This is a genomic window from Streptomyces sp. NPDC023723 (genome assembly GCF_040639815.1).
Lineage (GTDB): Bacteria > Actinomycetota > Actinomycetes > Streptomycetales > Streptomycetaceae > Streptomyces.
On sequence record NZ_JBFAAP010000031.1, the window covers coordinates 1 to 19,296 of the forward strand.

General features: G+C 73.5%; 17 protein-coding genes, 1 tRNA gene and 5 pseudogenes. 15 read left to right on the top strand and 8 right to left on the bottom strand.

Annotation, left to right across the window (positions count from 1 at the left end; all coding sequences use genetic code 11):
• Together AB0G32_RS26845 and AB0G32_RS26850 are read right to left on the bottom strand one after the other, a co-directional pair.
• A partial coding sequence (locus AB0G32_RS26845; protein WP_361168389.1) for an FUSC family protein occupies positions 1-2,462 on the bottom strand: 2,462 nt, incomplete at its 3' end.
• Positions 2,459-2,995 (bottom strand): MarR family transcriptional regulator, encoded by a 537-nt coding sequence (locus AB0G32_RS26850; RefSeq protein ID WP_361168392.1) that lies wholly within the window; start codon positions 2,993-2,995, stop codon positions 2,459-2,461. The genes AB0G32_RS26845 and AB0G32_RS26850, both read right to left, overlap by 4 nt.
• Before the next feature lie 224 nt (positions 2,996-3,219).
• On the opposite strand from AB0G32_RS26850, the gene AB0G32_RS26855 reads away from it, so the two are divergent.
• The 9 genes and pseudogenes from AB0G32_RS26855 to AB0G32_RS26895 all read left to right on the top strand — a co-directional run bounded on the left by AB0G32_RS26855 (position 3,220) and on the right by AB0G32_RS26895 (position 9,238).
• Positions 3,220-5,328 (top strand): ATP-binding protein, encoded by a 2,109-nt coding sequence (locus AB0G32_RS26855; protein WP_361168395.1) that lies wholly within the window; start codon positions 3,220-3,222, stop codon positions 5,326-5,328.
• Positions 5,329-5,432: 104 nt separating this feature from the next.
• Entirely contained in the window at positions 5,433-5,885 is a 453-nt protein-coding gene (locus AB0G32_RS26860; RefSeq protein ID WP_361168397.1) for a roadblock/LC7 domain-containing protein, read from the top strand.
• A gap of 2 nt (positions 5,886-5,887) precedes the next feature.
• Positions 5,888-6,262 carry a DUF742 domain-containing protein gene (locus AB0G32_RS26865; RefSeq protein WP_361168621.1) on the top strand — a complete coding sequence of 125 codons (375 nt, stop codon included), beginning with the start codon at positions 5,888-5,890 and terminating at the stop codon, positions 6,260-6,262.
• Entirely contained in the window at positions 6,240-6,860 is a 621-nt protein-coding gene (locus tag AB0G32_RS26870; RefSeq protein WP_361168400.1) for an ATP/GTP-binding protein, read from the top strand. Before AB0G32_RS26865 ends, AB0G32_RS26870 begins: the two co-directional genes overlap by 23 nt.
• Before the next feature lie 42 nt (positions 6,861-6,902).
• On the top strand, positions 6,903-7,472 hold the full coding sequence (locus AB0G32_RS26875; protein WP_361168403.1) for a GAF domain-containing protein: 570 nt from the start codon (positions 6,903-6,905) through the stop codon (positions 7,470-7,472).
• 22 nt (positions 7,473-7,494) lie between these two features.
• Positions 7,495-7,719, top strand: a pseudogene (locus AB0G32_RS26880) (glycine C-acetyltransferase); the annotation flags it as partial.
• Positions 7,718-8,059: pseudogene (locus AB0G32_RS26885) on the top strand (hypothetical protein); the annotation flags it as partial. The pseudogenes AB0G32_RS26880 and AB0G32_RS26885, both read left to right, overlap by 2 nt.
• 46 nt (positions 8,060-8,105) lie before the next feature.
• Positions 8,106-8,687 (top strand): XRE family transcriptional regulator, encoded by a 582-nt coding sequence (locus AB0G32_RS26890; protein WP_361168406.1) that lies wholly within the window; start codon positions 8,106-8,108, stop codon positions 8,685-8,687.
• 8 nt (positions 8,688-8,695) lie between these two features.
• Positions 8,696-9,238 (top strand): GNAT family N-acetyltransferase, encoded by a 543-nt coding sequence (locus tag AB0G32_RS26895; protein ID WP_361168624.1) that lies wholly within the window; start codon positions 8,696-8,698, stop codon positions 9,236-9,238.
• A 7-nt stretch (positions 9,239-9,245) separates the two neighbouring features.
• Here AB0G32_RS26895 and AB0G32_RS26900 read toward each other — a convergent pair whose 3' ends face one another.
• Entirely contained in the window at positions 9,246-10,151 is a 906-nt protein-coding gene (locus AB0G32_RS26900) for a class I SAM-dependent methyltransferase (protein WP_361168409.1), read from the bottom strand.
• Between the two features lie 100 nt (positions 10,152-10,251).
• Positions 10,252-10,824, bottom strand: a complete 573-nt coding sequence (locus AB0G32_RS26905) for a helix-turn-helix transcriptional regulator (RefSeq protein WP_361168411.1) — start codon at positions 10,822-10,824, stop codon at positions 10,252-10,254.
• A gap of 91 nt (positions 10,825-10,915) precedes the next feature.
• Between AB0G32_RS26905 and AB0G32_RS26910 the strand changes: the two genes are divergently transcribed.
• Positions 10,916-11,275, top strand: a complete 360-nt coding sequence (locus AB0G32_RS26910) for an MmcQ/YjbR family DNA-binding protein (protein WP_361168414.1) — start codon at positions 10,916-10,918, stop codon at positions 11,273-11,275.
• Between the two features lie 12 nt (positions 11,276-11,287).
• Here the strand turns inward: AB0G32_RS26910 and AB0G32_RS26915 are convergent, their stop codons facing one another.
• Together AB0G32_RS26915 and AB0G32_RS26920 are read right to left on the bottom strand one after the other, a co-directional pair.
• Positions 11,288-12,199: a transketolase C-terminal domain-containing protein gene (locus tag AB0G32_RS26915; RefSeq protein WP_361168417.1), complete on the bottom strand. Its 912-nt coding sequence runs from the start codon at positions 12,197-12,199 to the stop codon at positions 11,288-11,290.
• Between the two features lie 43 nt (positions 12,200-12,242).
• Positions 12,243-12,953 carry a transketolase gene (locus AB0G32_RS26920; protein WP_361168420.1) on the bottom strand — a complete coding sequence of 237 codons (711 nt, stop codon included), beginning with the start codon at positions 12,951-12,953 and terminating at the stop codon, positions 12,243-12,245.
• A gap of 136 nt (positions 12,954-13,089) precedes the next feature.
• On the opposite strand from AB0G32_RS26920, the gene AB0G32_RS26925 reads away from it, so the two are divergent.
• Positions 13,090-13,163 (top strand) — tRNA-Pro (locus AB0G32_RS26925).
• A 926-nt stretch (positions 13,164-14,089) separates the two neighbouring features.
• On the opposite strand, the gene AB0G32_RS26930 is transcribed toward AB0G32_RS26925, so the two are convergent.
• Complete coding sequence (locus AB0G32_RS26930; protein ID WP_361168422.1) at positions 14,090-14,986, bottom strand: hypothetical protein; 897 nt, start codon at positions 14,984-14,986, stop codon at positions 14,090-14,092.
• 40 nt (positions 14,987-15,026) lie between these two features.
• Positions 15,027-15,470: pseudogene (locus AB0G32_RS26935) on the bottom strand (YbhB/YbcL family Raf kinase inhibitor-like protein).
• A 178-nt stretch (positions 15,471-15,648) separates the two neighbouring features.
• Here AB0G32_RS26935 and AB0G32_RS26940 point away from each other — a divergent pair.
• The 4 genes and pseudogenes from AB0G32_RS26940 to AB0G32_RS26955 form a co-directional block, all read left to right on the top strand.
• A pseudogene (locus AB0G32_RS26940) lies at positions 15,649-16,232 on the top strand (GntR family transcriptional regulator); the annotation flags it as partial.
• Between the two features lie 248 nt (positions 16,233-16,480).
• Positions 16,481-17,431, top strand: a complete 951-nt coding sequence (locus AB0G32_RS26945) for a phosphate/phosphite/phosphonate ABC transporter substrate-binding protein (RefSeq protein WP_361168425.1) — start codon at positions 16,481-16,483, stop codon at positions 17,429-17,431.
• The gene (phnC, locus tag AB0G32_RS26950) at positions 17,413-18,267 is read left to right on the top strand and encodes a phosphonate ABC transporter ATP-binding protein (protein WP_361168428.1); all 855 of its coding nucleotides are present in this window, start codon (positions 17,413-17,415) and stop codon (positions 18,265-18,267) included. Before AB0G32_RS26945 ends, phnC begins: the two co-directional genes overlap by 19 nt.
• Before the next feature lie 127 nt (positions 18,268-18,394).
• Positions 18,395-19,072: pseudogene (locus AB0G32_RS26955) on the top strand (ABC transporter permease subunit); the annotation flags it as partial.
• Positions 19,073-19,296: the final 224 nt, after the last annotated feature.

A 19,296-nucleotide genomic window follows, 5' to 3' on the forward strand; every position in this document is an offset into this window, starting at 1 on the left:
GGCGCCGTCCCGGCCGGGGTGCGCGGTCCGGGTTCCGCCGGGGCGACGGCGGCGGCCGTGTGCCGTACCGCGGGCCGTACCGCCCACTCGGCCACCAGCGCCCGCGCCCGGCGTTCCATCGGCGAACTCGCCACCTCGCCGGGCGCGGCGCTGCGCACGGTGAGCCCGCACCGCTCCGCGTACCCGGCCAACGTCTCGTCCAGCGCGGCCAGTTCGCGCAGCGCCCGGCGCAGCCGGGTGGCCCGGGGGCCGGGCGGCGCCAGATCCAGTTCCGCCCGCAGTTCACCGATCAGCGGCCCCACCCGCTGCCAGGTGCCCTCGGGCTCGCCCGCCGCCAGCGAGCGTTCCAGCGCGCCCAGCGAGCCGGCCAGCGCCGTGGTGACCAGCGTGAACCGTTCGGCCTGCCGCGGTGCCAGATCGACGTCGATGTCGGCCGCCGAGGCCAGCGCCCGGGCGTGCCCGGTGGCCGTGGTCAGCAGCGCGGTGCGGTGGTCCGCGGCCCGGCCGCGCACCCCGAGCGGCATCCGCACCAGCGGCCGGGCCAGACTCACCACCTGCAACAGGGCGGCGTCCACCGCGCGGGCGGCGCCACGCAGCCGGACCGGGGCCTCCGGGTCCCGCCAGCGCTCGCCGAGCTGCGCGACGAGGTCGGCGACGGCGGCGACGTAACCGCGCTCCGCCTCCCGGGTGATCCGCCGGCTGGACAGCGGGAAGATCAGCGCGGCGCAGGCGGTGGCGATCAGGATGCCGAGCCCGTTGTCGAGCAGCCGCTCGCCGAGCAGATGGTCCATGCCGTCGTACGGGGTGGTCAGGCCGTACAGCTGCACCAGCGCGACCACCAGGCCGACCACCCACAGGGCGTAGGCGCGCTGCATTCCCCAGGCGCCGAAGGTGAGGCCCAGCACGATGACGGTGAGCGTCGCGTAGACGTGGCCGGTGCCCAGCACGCCGAGCAGGGCGATGCCGATCACCGCGCCGATCACGGTGCCCGCCATGCGATGGCCGAACTTGCGCAGCCGCTCGTGCGTGGTGTTGGTGCCGAACAATGTGATCATCACGCCGACCAGGCCCCAGTAGAAGCGCTGCGGGTCGATGGCGTCGGTGAGCGGGCAGACGATGGCGGCGGCGATCCCGGCGTGCAGGGGAGCGCGTACGAAGGGGACGATCCGGCGCCAGCTCCGGTCCGCGCCCGCCGCGAGGACCCGCCGGGTGGCGGGCGCCGAGCCGGGCGGCAGGCCGCGCTCCAGGGCCACGGTCGGCTGGAAGGGAACCTTCGCCGGGGCGGCGGGGGAGCTCCAGCCCAGGGCGAGCCACTGGGACAGGGAGCCGGCCAGCGAGTCGAGGAGGCCGGCGACGCGGTGGGCCAACTCGACGGTCTCCGCCTGCCGGTCGCCGGGAGCGGCGTGGTGGAGTACGTGGTCGGCCTGGCGGCGGATGTGCTCGGCCGCGGGGTGCAGCCCCTGGGCACTGCCGAGGGGCGTGTCCCGGGCCAGGACGAAGCCGACGGCCATCGCCTCGCGCAACCGCGGGGGTACGTCCCGGCCGGCCAGGTCCTGGACGGCGCGGCCGATGCCGCGCAGTGCCAGTTCGGCGTCGAAGAGGTGCCGGTGCAGCAGCTCGGCCATGTCGGGGTCGGCGGCGACCTCGGGCTGGGCGAGGCGGCCGTCGATGGTGACGGTGGTGATGTTGAGGCGGCGCAGTGAGCGGGACATCCGGCGCACGGCCCGCTGCTGGTCGGCGTCGGGGTCGAGGGCGTCCACGGCCGCGTCCGCCACCCGGCGGGCCTCCACGACGAAGGCGCGCTGGGTGCGCAGCAGGTCCTCGCGGGGCATCGGGTAGCACAGCAGCAGCCGGGTCGCCAGGACCGCGGCGGCGGCGACCAGCGCGACGACGAACGCCTGGCCCGACATCGACGCCGGGATGTTCGCCATCATGCCGACCATCAGGCCGTTGAACAGCATCATGCCGGTGAGCAGGAAGAGCTGGCCGAACCGGGCGAGGAAGAAGGTCAGCGCGAGGGCGACGACCATCAGGCCGATCTCCAGCGCCCGCTCGTCGTGCAGTTCGGCGGCCAGGTAGAGGATCGCGGCGTAGGGGAACGGCATCCACAGGATGGCGCGGGCCAGTCGCTGCCAGGTGTTCTCGGCGACGGCGAAGGCGCTCATCAGGCCCATCATCCCGCCGACCATCATGCCGATCATCGCGGGCAGGTCCAGGGCCCGGGCCATGCCGTAGCCGGTCGCCAGGGCGGTCACCATGGCGACGAAGGTGCGCCAGCCCGCTTGGAGCCGGCCGAGGCCGGGGTCGGCCGCGAGCACCCAGTCCCAGCGTCTCGGGGGGCCGCCCACCCGGCGCGGCGCGAGGGTGCCCGCCGGGTGGGCGGGAGCGGGGGTGGCGGGGGGTGGCGCGGAGGGCATCGCTTCCGGTGCCGTGTCCGACGCCGCGGTGCCTGGGCTGCTCAAGTGGCCTCCGAATCCTTGTCCATCGAGTCCGTCATGTTCATCGGGTCCGTCATGTTCGACGAGTCCGTCGTGTTTGACGAGTCCGTCGTGTTCGACGTGGTCATCGCGTCCGACAGGACGGTGAGCGCGTCCCGGGCGGCGCCCACGGCGCGTTCGGAGTCCGCGACACCGGCGTCGAGGCCCCGCAGCAGGGCGGCGGCCATCCGCCGGCGTCCCTGTTCCAGCAGCTCCCGCCCGGCCGGCGTCAGGGACGCCTGGACCACCCGCCGGTCGGCCGCCGAGCGCTCGCGCGCGGCCAGGCCGCGCTCTTCGAGGCTCTGCAGGACCACGGTCACGCGCGGCTGGACCATGCCGGTGCAGGCGGCGAGCGCGGTCACCCGCCGGGGGCCGTCCTCCAGCGCGTCCAGCACGGCCACCTGGCTGCGGGTCAGCCCGAAGTCACCGGTGCGGAAGAGCGCCTGTGCCAGCTGTCCGATGCCTCGCAGGAGGCCCCGAGCCGCGCATTCGATGCGCTGCTCGTCGGATTGATGCATATAGCAATCATATATATGTCGGGGAGGCGGGCGAACCATGTGCGGGCAAAAGGACCGAGTGAGGGGTGTGCGGTAACCGAGGGTGATTGCTATTTGATCGTTCTCGATCGATGTCTCGCGCTTTAAAGGCCATCTGCGGGGGATTTCGGCAAACCGCCCAGCACGCCTGATGCGCACGCGACTACTGTGAGTGTCCGCCCACGGACCCGTACCCGAGGACACCGATGTCTCACCTCCGCGCCCCGGCCGTGCGCGCCGACCGCCGTGAAGGCGGCCGGCACGGCCGGCCGGCCGCCCGCACCGAGCCCGTGCTGCCCGAGACCCCCATACGGTCCCAGCTGCTCCGGCTCGCCGTGCTGCCGCCCGTCGCGGTCGCCCTCAGCGCCTCGGCGGCCGTCCTGTTCACCGTCCGGTCCACCGCCATCCGCCCGGCGCCCGCGCTGTGGGCCGTGCTGACCGGCGCCCTCTGCGTCACCGTGGCCGCCGTCGTCATCGCCGCCGTGGCCGCCGACCGCGCCGCCCGAACCGTGGGTGAACGCCTGGGCGCACTGCGCCGCAGCACCGCCCGGGGCGAGGCGGAACTGCGCACCCTGGTCGAGACGCTGCGCCGCGGCGAGGCTCCGCCGCAGCGCAAACCGCGCGGCGGACCGCCGGACGACGCCGACGACTTCGAACTGCTCGCCGCCGACCTGTCCCGCGCCCACGAGGGTGCCGTCAGCGCCGTCGTCCGGGCCGCCCAGCTCTCCAGCCAGGCGGGCAGCGAACAGAAACTGGAGGTCTTCGTCAACCTCGCCCGGCGTCTCCAGTCACTGGTGCACCGGGAGATCTCCATCCTGGACGAGCTGGAGAACGAGCAGGAGGACCCCGACCTGCTCAAGGGCCTCTTCCACGTCGACCACCTGGCCACCCGCATCCGCCGCCACGCGGAGAACCTCGCCGTGCTCGGCGGCGCCGTCTCCCGTCGGCAGTGGAGCCACCCGGTCTCCATGACGGAGGTGCTGCGCTCGGCCATCGCCGAGGTCGAGCAGTACTCCCGGGTCCGGCTGGTCCCGCCGGTCGACGGCACCCTGCGCGGCCACGCCGTCGCCGACGTGATCCACCTGCTGGCCGAACTGGTGGAGAACGCCACGGTGTTCTCCGCCCCCGACACCCAGGTGCTGCTGCGCGCCAACCTGGTCACCGCCGGACTCGCCGTCGAGGTCGAGGACCGGGGCCTGGGCATGCCGGTCGACGAACAGCAGCGGATGAACGGCCTGCTCGCCGACCCCGACCAGGTCAACGTCGCCCGGCTGCTGGCGGACGGCCGCATCGGCCTGTTCGTCGTCTCCCAGCTCGCCAAGCGGCACGGCATCGGCGTCCGCCTCCAGACCAACATCTACGGCGGGGTCCAGGCCGTCCTGATCGTGCCGCAGGCCCTGCTGGGGACGGCCCCCGACGCCTCGGCCCCGGACACGGCGGCGCCGCCGGCGACCGTCGGCGGCGGTCCGGCGGCCGTACCGCCGCCGCCCCGGCCCACGGCCGGACCCGGGTCTGCGGGCCCGTCCGTCCCTGCCGGCGGGGCCGCATCGGTCACCGGACCCGGGTCGGCTGCCGGCTACCGACCGGTCACCGGACCCGGATCGGCCGCCGGCTCCGGAACGGCCACCGGACCTGGATCGGCCGCCGGCTCCGGAACGGCCACCAGCCCCGCACCGGTCACCGACTCCGCGTCTCCCGTCCCGCCCCCGTCCCCGTTCCCGCCCCCGTCTGCCGCCCCGTCCGCCGCCGTACCGGCGTCGCCCGTGCCCCCCGGGCCCCGGCTCGCCCCAGCCGCTCCCCGCAGCACCGGCACCGGCACGGCCCCGCCGCTGCCCGTGCGCGGTGCCCGTGGGACGGTGCGGGCCACCCCCGCCGAGGCGGTGCCCGGCATCCGGCCCGACGACCGGCCGCTGGTCGCCGAGCACACCAGCGCACCGCCCGTCCCGCGCCACACCGCCGTGCGCGGCACCATGGACAAGCCCCGGCTGCCCCACCGTCGCGCCCAGGAACACCTGGTGCCGCAACTGCGCGAAGGGCCCGCACCCCGCCAGGACACCGACCAGGTCGCCGGGCACGATCCCGGCCTGATGGCCGCCTTCCAGCGCGGCATCGGCCTCGCCGAGGCCCAGCAGCGCCTGGAGCCGGGGCATCCGGAGCCGTTCCCGGCCGACACCGGCGACGTCACCCGCACCATCAATGCCCGCACCATCGATGCCCGCACCATCGATGCCCGCACCACCGATGCCCGGTCCGCGCCCGCCCCCGACAGCACCGACCCCCGCACCCGTCCCGACGGGAGCGCACCGACCGGATGACCACCCACCACCCCGCTCCCACCCCCACCCTCACCGCCACCTCCACCTCCACCCCCACCCTCAGCGCTTGCGCAGATCTTCGTACCCCAAGGAGTCGATCCACCATGGCGAGCGATGCGCCCACCGGACAGGTGTCCGACCTCGACTGGCTGATGAGCGGCCTCGTGCAGCGGGTGCCGCACACGTCCAGCGCGGTGCTGCTGTCCTGCGACGGACTGGTGAAGTCCGTCCACGGCCTCGACGCCGACAGCGCCGACCACATGGCCGCGCTGGCCTCCGGCCTCTACTCCCTCGGCCGCAGCGCCGGGATCCGGTTCGGCGACGGCGGGGACGTACGGCAGGTCGTCGTCGAACTCGACTCGACCCTGCTGTTCGTGACCACCGCCGGCTCCGGCACCTGTCTCGCCGTGCTGGCCGGCCGCGAGGCCGACGCGGCCGTCCTCGGCTACGAGATGGCGATGCTGGTCAAGAGCGTCCGCCCCTACCTGGTGACCGCGCCCCGGCAGCACACCGTTCAGGCCGCGGTCTCCCCGGCTTCCCCGGCGATGAGGCCGTGAGCGTGGTGACGGCCGGCGACGGGCCGTGGGTGGACGAGGCGGCCGGGCGCCTCGTGCGCCCCTTCACGGTCAGCAACGGCCGTACCCGGCCCACCATCGACCTCGACCTGATGTCGCAGGTGATGGCCACCGGGGCCACCCCCCTCGGTTACCTCGGTCCGGAGCACACCCAGGCCCTGGACCTGTGCCGCGCGCCCGTCCCGGTCGCCGAGGTGTCCGCCCATCTGCGGCTGCCGGTGGCGGTCGCCAAGGTGCTGCTGTCGGACCTCGTCGACTGCGGCGCGCTGACCACCAAGCCACCCGCCGAGTTCCACCACAACCCCACGGACCGGGCCCTTCTGGAGGCAGTGCTCGATGGACTACGACGACAGCTGTGAGTACGGCGCGTCCGGCGCCGACCCGTTCCCCACCGCACTGAAGATCCTGGTGGCGGGCGGATTCGGGGTGGGCAAGACCACCTTCGTCGGCGCGGTCAGCGAGATCGCGCCGCTCAGTACCGAGGAACTGCTCACCACGGTCAGCGCCGCGACCGACAACCTGGAAGGGATCGAGAACAAGCTCGAGACCACCGTGGCCATGGACTTCGGCCGCATCACCCTCGACCCGCGGCACGTGCTGTACCTGTTCGGCACGCCCGGCCAGGAACGGTTCTGGTTCATGTGGGACGAGCTGTGCGAGGGCGCGCTCGGCGCGGTCGTCCTCGCCGACACCCGGCGCCTGGAGGAGTCCTTCGCCGCCATCGACTTCTTCGAACAGCGCGGCCTGGCCTTCATCGTCGCCGTCAACGAGTTCGACGGCGCCCACCGCTACCACACCGAGGAGGTACGCACCGCCATGGACCTGCCCGCCGAGGTTCCGATCGTGCGCTGCGACGCCCGTATCTCCAGCTCCGGCGTAGCGACCCTGCTCACCCTCGTACGCCACCTCATCGCCCACACGCCGGAGCCCGCCACGGGCCACGGCGCCCACATGTGACCGCCTGCCCGGCCCGCCACAGCCCTCGCCCTGGAGCCGCCCATGACCTACGACCCGCCGCGCCCGCCCGGACGGCTGCTGCTCACGCCCGAGGACCGGGAGGCACCCGCGCGGGTACGGCGACTGCGGCTGCTCGGTCTCGCGGTGCGCCCCGACCCCGCGCTCGACGCCTTCGCGGGCCGGCTCGCGGACCTGGCCGACGCGCCGTACGCGATGGTCAACTTCCTGGTGGAGAACGGGCAGTTGTTCGCCGGTCTGCACGCCCCCCGGGCCGCGTCGACGGGCGACGGCGGGGTCCTCGAATTCGCCCGGGTGCAGCCCCGCGACCACGGCTTCTGCCCGCATGTGGCCGCCCGGCGCCGGGCGCTGGCCCTGGAGGACGTCCGCGACTATCCGCGGTTCGCGGGCAACCCGGTCGTCGACACCTTCGGCATCCGCTCCTACCTGGGCGCCCCGCTCATCGACAGCACCGGGACGGTACTGGGCGCGGTGAGCGCCGCCGACGTACGGCCCAGACCGTGGGGGAAGGCGGGGCTCGCGACCATCAAGGCGATGGCGGCGGAGCTGATGGGCCGGATCGAGCGGAGCGCGGCCGACGGCCTGCCGCTGTGAGGCTCCCGCGCCGCGTGAAGGAAAGCCGCGGCACCGGTTCTCCAACACCCGCGCCCCGGTCATCGCCGCCGCCTCCCTGAAGGTCCTCGACCTGCTGGAGTTCGCCGACGGCCTGCGGGTCCGGCTCGCCGGGAACACCGCCCTCTTCCGCCGCCGGATGACCGCGGCGGGCTTCGACGTGCTGCCCGGGGAACACCTCATCGCGCCGGTGATGACCGGCGACGCGGCCCGGGCCGGCCGGCGGTCACACCCACGCCGTCCTCGCCCGGCTGGAGCGCGCCGAGGCCGAACTGGCCGCGTGGGCCGCGGGCGAGGCCGGCACCGGCACCGTTGCCTCGTTCGCCACCGGCATCGACCAGGTCGTGGCGCCGGCGCTGACCGGCCTGGCCCGTACCGCGCCCGGCATCCGGCTGACCCATGCCCCTGCCACGACGTGGTGATGCCGGCCTGCGAGAGCGCCTGGTTTCCAGCCCCTGGACGGGACCGCGCCCACCCGCCGGGTGTTCGCGGCCGTACGCCGGGGCGCCGCGGAACACCCGCTGATCCGCACGGTGCTGGACGCGCTGGAGACGGCCGCCAAGGAGTGAGCGTCCCGTAACACAGCTGTCTCATATCAGGGATAGCGTCCCGGATATGAGACAGAGCGACAGTGGTTCCCCGGACCCGATGGACGTCCGGCTCGGCACCCGGCTGGCCGAGCTGCGCGCCGAACGCGGCTGGTCGCTGGACGATTTGGCCGAACGCACCGGGGTGAGCCGCTCCACCCTGTCCCGCGCCGAACGCGCCGAGACCAGCCCCACCGCCGCCCTGCTCAACCGCCTGTGCGCGGTGCACGGGCGCACCATGTCCCAGCTGCTCGGCGAGGTCGAGGCCCGGCCCGCCCCCGTGGTCCGGGCCGCCGACCAGCGGATCTGGACCGACCGCGCCGCCGGTTTCGTACGCCGGTCGGTGTCCCCGCCGCACGCCGGGCTGCGCGGCGAACTCGTGGAGGGCCGGCTCGCCGCGGGTGCCGACCTGGCGTACGACCGGCCGCCGGTGCCCGGTCTGGAGCAGCACATCTGGGTGCTGGCGGGGGAGTTGGAGGTGACCGCGCAGGACACCGCGCACCACCTGGCGACCGGTGACTGTCTGCGGCTGCGGGTCTGGGGGCCGACGCGGTTCCGCTGCCCGGGGCCCGACGGCGTCCGGTACGTACTGGCGGTGGTGCTGCCATGACCGCCGCCATGACGGTGACCCGGCTGGGCGCGGCCCGGCTCACCGAGTGCGCGGGGGAACTGGCCGACCTGCTGACCGACACCGTGCACGGCGGGGCCTCGATCGGCTTCCTCGCCCCGCTGGACCGGGCCGAGGCGCTGTCCTGGTGGCGGTCCCGGGCCGACGCGGTGGCCGCCGGGAGCCTCGCCGTATGGACGGCACGGGAGAAGGGAGCGGACGGGCCGGGCGGACCGGTCACCGGCACCGTGAGCCTCGTCCTGCCGGACAAGCCCAACAGCCGCCACCGCGCCGAACTGGTCAAGCTGATGGTGCACCGCCGGGCCCGCGGCCGGGGTCTCGGCCGCACCCTCCTGGAGACCGCCGAACGGGCCGCCGCCGCGTCCGGCATCACCCTGCTCCACCTGGACACCGAGACCGACAGCCCCGCCGAACGCCTCTACCGCGCGGCGGGCTGGACCCGGGCCGGCGAGATCCCCGACTACGCCGCGAGCCCGTCCGGTGTCCTGCGGCCCACCACGCTGTACTTCAAGCACGTGGCGCCGCCCGGCTGAACCCGGCTCAGGAGGCGCGCCGCGCCGCCCACACCATGCGTTCGGTACGCACCGTCAGATCGGCGCGGCGCAGCACGCTGTGCGGACCGCCGGTGTCGAGCAGCCGGTCGAGGGCGGCCAGGTCCTCGGCCGGCAGCAGGGCGGCCACCCCGCCGCGGATCCGGCGCAGGCTGCTGAGCGCGTAACGGCCGACCGCCGCACTGCCCGGCAGGTCCACGGTGACGGTGCGCTCGGCCTCGACGGTGAAGCCGGCGGCGCCGAGCTTCGCTCCCCAGTCGGCGCCCCGGTGCGACAGGTGCTCGGCGTGGTGCCGGTCGAGCGCGGCGTGACAGCGTTCCTCCAGACCGGGCCGGTCGGCGGGGGCATCCGGGGGCAGGAACCTCGGGAACCCGGCCAGTTCGACGACGGCGAACAGCCCGCCGGGCGCGAGTGTCTCGCGCACCTGGCGCAGCGTGCGGTCCGGATCGGCCATGTGGTGCAGGGCGGCGGACGCCCAGACCAGTTCGGGCCTGCCGAGGTCCGGCCAGCCGGTGTCGAGGTCGGCCTCGACGGTGCGCACCCGGTCGGCGAGACCGGCCGCGGCGGCCTTCTCACGCAGCCGGTCCAGGTGCTTGGCCGAGGCGTCGACGGCGGTCACCTCGGCCGCGGGGAAGCGCTGGAGCAGGGCGAAGGTGCCGGTCCCGGTCCCGCAGCCCAGGTCCACGATCCGCCGGGGCGCGGCCGTTCGGGGCAGCCACGCGGTGATGTCGGCGAGCTGCTCGGCGAGCACTTCGGCGTCCAGGTCGAGGATCTCCGCCTGGTCGCCGGCGTGCTGGTCCGCGTGCTGACCCGTGTGCTGACCGGTGTGGTGGTCTGCGTGGTGGTCGGCGTGCTGAGCCGGGTGGTGGTCGGTGGGCGGGGTGGTGTGTGTCATGCCGGCCACGCTAGGAGCAGTACCGGCGTATCGCGTGGCCGCTTCCCGGAAGGGCAAGACACCGGCCGCCCGCATGCCGGTCGCGCAAGAAACCCGTACCTCACGGCGCCGCGCGGTCGGCGTGGCCCCGGCGGGCGTCCCGGTCGAAGATGCCCAGCACGTCGCACGGCCCGCCCTCGGCGCCGAGGGCGTGCGGGAGCATCGTCGGGAACTCGGCGGCCTGGTTGGTCTCCACCCGGAGCCGCCGGTCGCCCAGCAGCAGCACCGCGGTACCGGCCAGGACGACGAGCCACTCCCGGCCGGGATGCGCGCGCATCCCCGCCGGACCGACGGGCGGCGGGTCCGTCAGACGCTGGCGTACCACGGTCAGCCCCGGATCGGCGCGCACCCGCCACTGCATCCGCTGGTGGGCCGCGTAGCTCACGGGGCTGGAGATCACGTCGTCGGCGGCGGTCTCGACCAGCTGGTCGAGCGAGGTGTCCAGGGCGCGGGCGAGCGTGACGAGCTGGTCCAGCGCGAGCCGCCGCCGGCCGGTCTCGATCCGGCTGAGGGTGGAGGGGCTGAGCCGGGCCCGGACGGCCAGTTCGTCGAGCGACCAGCCCTGCGCCAGGCGCAGCGCGCGGATCCGGGCCCTGACCAGACCATCGAGGTCACCGGTGGTTTCCTGCGTCATGGGCAAAAGAGTATGCGTCCTGCGCAAACCAGTGTCCCGGCGGGCCGCCGCCGGGGGCCGGCTGTCAGTGCCCCGGGCTACGGTGCCAGACATGCCGGACGCCGAAGACGTACGCCGTATCGCCCTGTCCCTGCCGGACACCACGGAGAAGACCGCCTGGAGCATGCCGACCTTCCGGGTGGCGGGCAAGATGTTCGCCACGCTGCCCGAGGACGAGACGTCCGCCGCCGTGCGCTGCCCCAAGGAGGAACGGGACGAACTCGCCCTGGCCGAGCCGGAGAAGTTCTGGATCGCCGGGCACGAGGCCCAGTTCGCCTGGGTGCGGGTCCGGCTCGCCGCGCTGGAGGACGAGGACGAACTGCGGGACATCCTCGCCGACTCCTGGCGCCAAGCCGCCCCGGCCGGCCTGCTGGAGAGCCACCCCCGGCTCGGCCTGCCGCCCGCCGGCTGACGGCTCCGGGGGTCAGCCGCGCGCCGCCGCCCCGAGGAAGCCGCCGATCCGCTCCCGCAGCGACCGGGCGTCCAGACCGTGCGCCGCGGTGTGCTCCTCGGCCAGCCCGTAGCGCCGCAGCTCCCGCCGCCCCACTCCCAGCCCCAGCACCCGGTGCGGTACGTCGGCCAGCGCGTCGTTCGCGGCCGCCGTGGAGGTGCCCGCGAGGTACGGCTCCACCAGGACCACGTCCGCCCGCGCCGCCCGGACCGCCCGGCGCAGCGTCCTGGCGTCGAAGGGGCGGACCGTGGTGGCGTACAGCACGGTGACGTCCAGGCCCTGCGTGGCGGCGAGCACCTCGTCCAGCACCGGTCCGACGGCGACGACGACGCCGGAGCCGCCTTCGCGCAGGGTGCGGAACCGCCCGCCGTCGACCGGCAGCCCATCGGCGTTCGACCGCACCGACAGCCGTACGTACACCTTGTCGTCCCCGGCGGCGACCGCGTGCCGCAGCAGCGTCTCGGCCTCGTCCGGATGCCCCGGCACGTGCACGGTCCAGCCGTCCAGGGTGTCCAGCAGCGCCACGTCGCCGGGTGCCATGTGGGTGAACCCGCCGGCCGGCCAGTCGAAGGACGCGGCGGCGCTGACCAGCACCGCGCCGGCGTCCTGATGGCCGAGGTCCAGTTTGACCTGCTCGAAGGGCCGCTCCACGAGGAAGCTGGCGAAGGTGTGCACGACGGGCCGCAGCCCGGTCAGCGCCAGCCCCGCGGCGGCGCCGACCAGGAGCTGTTCCCGGATGCCCACGTTGATCACCCGGTCGGGATGCCGGCGCCCGGCCTCGACGAAGCCGTCCGCGCCGATCTCGGCGAGGACCACGGCGACCCGCGGGTCCTCGTCCAGCAGCTCGGTCACGACCGGGGCGAAACGGTCACGCATGGTGTCCATCGGTAGTCCTTTCACAAGAAGACATGCGACACGGGGGCGGGGCTCAGACGGACTTCGGCTCGACCTGGGCCACCACCATGTGCGGGCGGCCCGGATGCGGCGCGGTGAAGGCGGCGTACAGCGCCGCGTGGTCCCGGCCGTCGACGGTCGCCGTCGACCAGCCCGCGGCCGTGAACCGGGCGGCGATCCCGCCGGGCCGGGCGTGCCGGGCGGAGGCGTTGTCGACGACGACGGTGTGCAGTCGCTCCAGACCGGCCGCCCCGGCGAAGGCGATCGCCTCGTGGTTGCTGCCCTCGTCCAGTTCGGCGTCCCCGGTCAGCACCCACACCCGGGGCTCGTCGAGTCCCTGGGCGCGCAGCCCCAGCGCGGTGCCCACGGCGATCGGCAGCCCGTGCCCGAGCGAACCGCTGCCGATCTCCACGCCCGGCACCAGCGTCCGGTCGGGATGGTGCCCGAGCGGCGAGTCGTACCTCCCGAAGCCGTCCAGCCAGTCCACGGGCACGAAGCCCTTGGCGGCGAGCACGGCGTAGTACGCCATCGGCCCGTGCCCCTTGGACAGCAGGAACCGGTCCCGCCCCGCATCGTCCGCGCGCTCCGGACCGACCCGCAGCACCCGGTCGTACAGCACCCACAGCACGTCCAGGGTGGACGTCGCGGCGGGCCCGTGCTTCTCGTCCCCCGTCATCAGCGCCATCAGGCCGGACAGGTCGGCGTACCCGTGGGTGCGCCCGTGTTCCTCGGTGGTGGTCGTCATACCGACGATCCTGCGACCTCAACCAAACTTGAGGTCAAGCGCGGGCGGCACGGGAAAGGGTTGCGCGACCACCGCCTGGAGTGCGGTATGGTTTTCCTGCACGCCTTGCCGGGGAAACCCCAGGTCAGGCAGGTATCGGGACGTGGCGCAGCTTGGTAGCGCACTTGACTGGGGGTCAAGGGGTCGCAGGTTCAAATCCTGTCGTCCCGACTGGAGACAGTCGCAGATCAGAGGGCCCGTCGGAGCAATCCGGCGGGCCCTCTGCCGTACGTCTTGGGGACCGTTTGGGGTGCGGACGGCGCGGTCGACGGCGCCGTCGGTGATCATGCGGACGGGCAGGTGTCCGAGGGACGGGATGACGCGTCGGCGCCAGCCGGCGAGGTAGGGGCCGTGGGTTTTAGGTCTATGCCGCGCAGGGCGACGGGCATGGTGGTGTTGCCGTAGCCCGGTCAGGGTCATGGTGGCGAGGTTGGGGGAGAGCCCGGCCTGGGCGGCGTCCTTGAGGCCCTTGATCCAGTCGCGGGCGTCGTCCTCGGTGGCCTTGCTCTTGGAGAGGGTGACGCGTCGGCCTGTGGCGGGGTCGGTCCAGCGGACGCGGGCGGGGTGCGGGGAGGCCCGGGTGGGACGGTGCTCGATGTGCGCCGGCGGCGCACGGTGAGGCTCTGGTGCGGGGTGTCGGTGGTGGCTTGCGGATTGGGGTTGGTGGGGTGCATGGGCTCCGGGCGGAATGGAACGGACGCCGTGCGTTCGGGGCGGGGCAGAAGCACGGCTGTTGTCGAGGCCAGGGGAGCGCGCGGCAGACGAAGCCGGGCGGTGGTGGCGAGGCCCGTCACAGCACGGAGTGATTGCTGGGGAGTTGGGATATCGGCAACCGATGCCGGCTGACCGGCAGCCGCAGGTGGAGACGCGGCGGTGGGACCACGCCCTGTCGCTGGTCCGCAGCAACGCCGGTTTGGCCAACCGGCGCTTATGGGTTACTTTCCGTGCCCGTTATGCCACCTGCGGCGCCGGTGTCGCTCCACGCAGGTGCGAGGCGGGCTGGCCCGCGTGTCATCCGGCCGTACCGCCAGAGCTGTGAGGGAAGGACCGGCACCGGTACGTCTTCGGTGCGGGCACTTGCTCGGGCGAAGGACCGTTTATGCGAGATCAGACTGTCCGCGAACGGCCTGGAACGTCCCCGCCGCAGTGAACGCGTTGGTGATCGGCGCGATGAGCGAGGCGAAGCGGCGGGCCCCCGCGGTGCCGATCGGCGCCCACAGCGCGGCGCAGTGCTCGTCCGTTTCCACTTCGATGCGCTCGCGTGCCGTACCGCCGGCGTCGGTGACAACGCCGTGGGAGTCGAGCCAGCCGCGCGCGACGAGGCGTGCCGTCGCCGCGCTCCACTCCTCGTCGTCCCACTGACGGGTCGCTCGCGCGAGAGCCGTCGGGAGGCGGCCGGTTGCGGTGTGCAGAACGAGGCAGTCGCATGGCCCGAGGCCGTTGTCGGCGAGTACTACGAGATGGGCGTCGCCGCGCCACTCGCGCGCCACCGTGATCTGCTGCCACAGTGCGACAAGAGGATCGGATGGAAGCGCGACCGAGGCGTTCGCGGCGGCGAGCACCTTGCCGGCGTAGTCGGCGCCGGCGACGACCGGATCGATCAGCGAGCGCGCTTCGGCAAGGTGGCCGTCCGTGAGATGTACGTTGACACGCCGCATCGCCCGTCCGGCGGCCAGGAAGCGGGCGGCCTGCCACCGCTCGGGCGACGCGGCCTCCCACACACCCGCCATGGCCCTCACCGCCCGCGGGCTGAAGTTGTAGAAGGCCGCGAGCGTGACCTGCCATGGGACCGCGCCCATCGCGGCCGACCGGAAGGCCAGATAGGCCGGCCCGCGGTCGGTCACGCCGAGCCCGGCCGCCTCCTCAGCGGTCTCGGGGACGAGATGTATGAACAGGTGAGCGGCACTGATGGCGCGGCTGACGTCACGGACGGCGTTCAGGTCCATCGGGCCGTCGCCGGTGCGGGCGGAGTTGGGAAGGGCGTCGAGGTGCATGGCGGTGGTGTCTCCGGGGGTCGGGGGGTGGGCGGCGCTGTCAGGCGGGTGTTTCGGCAGTGGCGGTCAACACGGCACGTCCGAGGATGTGACCGGCCATGGTGAAGCCGAGGACGGCCGGTGTGGCGTCGGCCGGAACACTTGTGGCGGGGATGTCCAGGGCGTGCACCACGATGAAGTAACGGTGCGGGCCGTGTCCGGCCGGCGGGGCGGCGCCGATGTAGCGGGCCACGCGGGCACCTTGGGCAACTGGTAGGTGTCCTCGGGTACTTGTCAGCCGGTGTCGTCACCGGCGCCCTCGGGGCGCTCGGTGACGGTGGCGGGGATGTCGGCGACAGTGCCAGAACCCGGACCCGGTGGGGGCGTCGGGGTCGTGGACGTTGACGTCGTAGCTCTTGGTGCCGTCCGGGGCGCCGCTCCAGGACAGCTGCGGGAATGTGTCCTTCCCGTCGGGCAGTCCGGAGGGTGCTGCTCGGGCGGCCACGCGGCTCCGTCGGTGACGGTGGTGCTGGTGACGGTGAACGAGGCCGCCTGGGGGAGGCGGGCGAAGTGGTCGTTGGCAGGCACAGCGGTTGTTCCATTCCGGACGAGGACGTCTTCAAGCGGCACTGAATCGACCATAGCAGAGATAATCGATTATTGAGGATCGTCTGGATGGGCTCATGACTCAGACGGCGCACTCCTCGACCCCGCCGGGGAAGCGGATGCTTTCCGAGCAGGTCCACGCACACCTGCGGGACACGATCATGCGCGGGGACCACTCCTCCGGCGCTCCCTCAAGCCGCAGGATCTTGCCAAGGAGCAGGGCGTGAGCCTGGCCGTGGTGCGCGAGGCGCTCGTGCGGGTGGTCGGCGAGGGGCTCGCCGACCGGCTGCCCAACCGCGGTTTCACAGTCCCGTCCTTCTCCGACCGCCGCTGGCAGGAGATCGCGGAGGCCCGCCGGACTGTCGAACCGGTCGTACTGCGCATGTCCATCGAGCGCGGCGACGTCGACTGGGCGGCCCGTGTACGGGCCGCCCACCATCGTCTGGTGCGCACTCCGGCGTATGTGCCGGAGGAGGGCGATTACTGCACCGGCGCTCGGGCCGAAGCTCATAGGGCCTTCCGCCGCACCTTGCTGGAGGGGTGCGGCAACCGCGCACTGCTGGAGACCTTCGACCGGATGTGGACCGCGAGCGAGCGGGCCCGCCGTTGGTCGGCGCACCGCAACCCCGACCGGGACGGCGCCGAGGAACACCGCAGGGTCCGCCTCCGCGGCCTCGATGACGGACCGGAGCCGTTTTTGTGCTTCTTCTTCGCTGTTTTTCCCTCGGAGCGGGGCGGTCGGGACGGTACTCGGCAGCGGCGGGGGAGGCGTGCCGCCAAGTCAAGCATCGTCTTCCATGCCGTTCAGCACCTCGTAACACGCTCGGACACCAGCCCTCATCTGCGCTCCCGAAGATGTCGGCACAACCGGCGGCCGTTCGCCGTTCGCTTTCGTAAGGAAAAACCCTCATGCCACGCCACTTCCGTACCTCCGTGCTGCTCGCCGCGGCGGCACTGCTGCCCCTCGCGCTGACCGCCTGCGGCTCCAGCGCCGCCGACGACGGTGCGACGTCGGCCGACGGCCGGGACCCGGACACCCTGGTGATCGCCGCGATCCCGTCCGAGGACTCCACGTCGCTGGCCCAGCGCTACGAACCGATCATGAAGATGCTTGAGGACGAGACCGGCAAGAAGGTGGAACTGCAGAAGGCCACCAGCTACGCCGCCGTCATCGAGGCCCAGCGCGCCCACAAGGCCGACATCGCCTTCTACGGCCCCTTGTCCTACGTCGTCGCCAAGAACAGCGGCGTGGGCCTGGACATCCTCGCCGCCCCGGTCAAGGAGAAGGGCGGCGACCCCGGATACCAGTCGTTCGGCTTCACGCTCAGCTCGGCGAAGGACATCAGCGGCCTCGCCGACTTCAAGGGCAAGAAGGTCTGCTTCGTCGACGAGACCTCCACCTCGGGCTACCTCTACCCCAAGGCCGGGCTCACCGAGGCCGGGCTGGACGAGGACGCCTACACCAAGGTGATGGCCGGCGGCCACGACGCCTCCGTGCTCTCGGTGGCCAGTGGCGATTGCGAAGCCGGCTTCGCCACCGACGACATGGTCGGCCGGCAGCTCATCGAGGAAGGCAAGATCAAGAAGGGTCAGCTGAAGACGGTCTGGAAGTCGGCGGTCATCCCCGGTTCACCGGTCGCCGTCTCCACGGACCTCACCAAGGAGCTGCGCAACGAGATCACCGACGCGTTCGGCACCAAGGCCAACGCCGACTATCTCAAGTCCAAGGGCTACTGCGACAGCGACGACTGCCTGATCGAGGGCAACTGGGGCTACGTCCCGGTGAAGGACGCCGACTACGACAGCGTCCGCGACGTCTGCGCCGCGACCAAGGACGAGCAGTGCCAGGCGGGCTCGTGACGGCCCTCGGCGCCGAGGCACCGGCGCGGGACGGCCATCGCGGACCGGTGATCCGGCTCACCGGGCTCAGCAAGCGGTTCGGCTCCGGTACCGCCTCCCGGCCGGCCCTGGACGACGTGTCCTTCGACGTCGGCCAGGGAGAGGTGGTGGCGCTCCTGGGCCTGTCCGGGTCCGGCAAGTCCACCCTGCTCGCCCAGCTCGACGGACTCCAGCGCCCCACCGCCGGCACCGGCACCGTCCTCGGCACCGACCTGGCCGGCACCGGCGACGCCGGGCTGCGCGCGCTGCGCGGCCGCATCGGCTTCGTCTTCCAGCAGTTCCACCTGGTGGGCCGGCTCACCGTCCTGGAGAACGTCTGCACCGGCGCCCTCGGCTCGCTGCGCGGCCCCCGCCTCGGCCTGTTCACCTACCCGCGGGCCGTCCGCGAACGCGCCCTGGAGGGACTGGACCGGGTGGGCCTGACCGGCCACGCCTTCCAGCGGGCCGACACCCTCTCCGGCGGCCAGCAGCAGCGCGTCGCCGTGGCCCGCGCGCTGATGCAGCGCCCCGAACTCCTCCTCGCCGACGAGCCCGTCGCCTCCCTCGACCCGGAGTCCTCCGCGCAGATCATGCGGCTGCTGCGGGACATCGCCGACCGGGGCCGCCTCACCGTGCTGTGCAGCCTCCACCAGGTCGATCTCGCGCTGTCCTGGGCCGACCGGATCATCGGACTGCGCGACGGACGCATGGTCATGGACGTCACCACCCACGGCATCGACCGGGCCGACGTCATGCGCCTGTACTCCGAGGTCGGGGCGGACGACGAAGCCCTGACGCCGGCCGCCGGGACGGAGTGACGTGCCGGCCGCCGACCAGCGGGTCCCCCTCGCCCCCACTCCCGCGCCCGCCCCGGTCCCCGGACCGGACAAGCCCCCCACCACCCCGGACCGCCGCACCCTCGCCCGGCCCGGCCCGGCCGCGGTGGTGGCCGGGCTCGCCCTGCTGGCCGTCCTGGCGGGCGGAATCCGGGCGGTCGCCTCACTGCGCATCAACGTCGCCACCTTGGCCGACAGCGCGGGCAACGCCGCCGAATTCACCAGCCGGATGCTGCCGCTGGACTTCCCGCCCGCCGGGGAACTGCTCGGGCTGCTCTGGCAGACCCTGGCCATCGTCGTCACGGCCACCGCGCTCTCCGTCGTGCTCAGCGTGCCCGTGGCGCTGCTCGCCGCCCGCAACACCACTCTCAACGCGTCCGGCCGGACGGCTGCCCGCGCGGTCATCGTGCTGTGCCGGGCCGTCCCCGAAGTGGTCTTCGCCATCGCCGCCTTCCGGGTCTTCGGCCTCGGCGGCATGACCGGCGTGATCGCCCTCGGTGTCCACTCCGTCGGCATGGTGGGCAAGCTCACCGCGGACGCCGTCGAGCAGATCGACGAAGGCCCCCGCACCGCCCTGCGCGCGGTCGGCGCGTCCCGGCTCCAGCAGATCACCGGCGCGGTACTGCCCCAGGTGCTGCCCTCCCTGGTCGCCACCGCCCTGCACCGGCTCGACATCAACCTGCGCGTCTCGGTGGTCCTCGGCTTCGTGGGCGTCGGCGGCATCGGCCACAGCCTGTCGACCGCCGTGGCCCGCCTGGACTACCAGCGGGCCATGGCCCTCGCCCTGATCGTCCTGGTGGTGTGCTTCGCCTTCGAGGCGGTGTCCGGCGCGATCCGCCGCACCCTGCTCTCCGAGGTCACCACCCGCGCCCGGCGTCCCCGGCGGCGGGAGCGGACCGCGACGACGACGGCGCGACTTCCCGCTCCGACCGCTCCGACCGCCCCGACCGCTCCGGCCTCCTCCGGCGGGGCACGGCCCGCCCCCGCCCGGCGGACCAGCCCGCCCTGGAA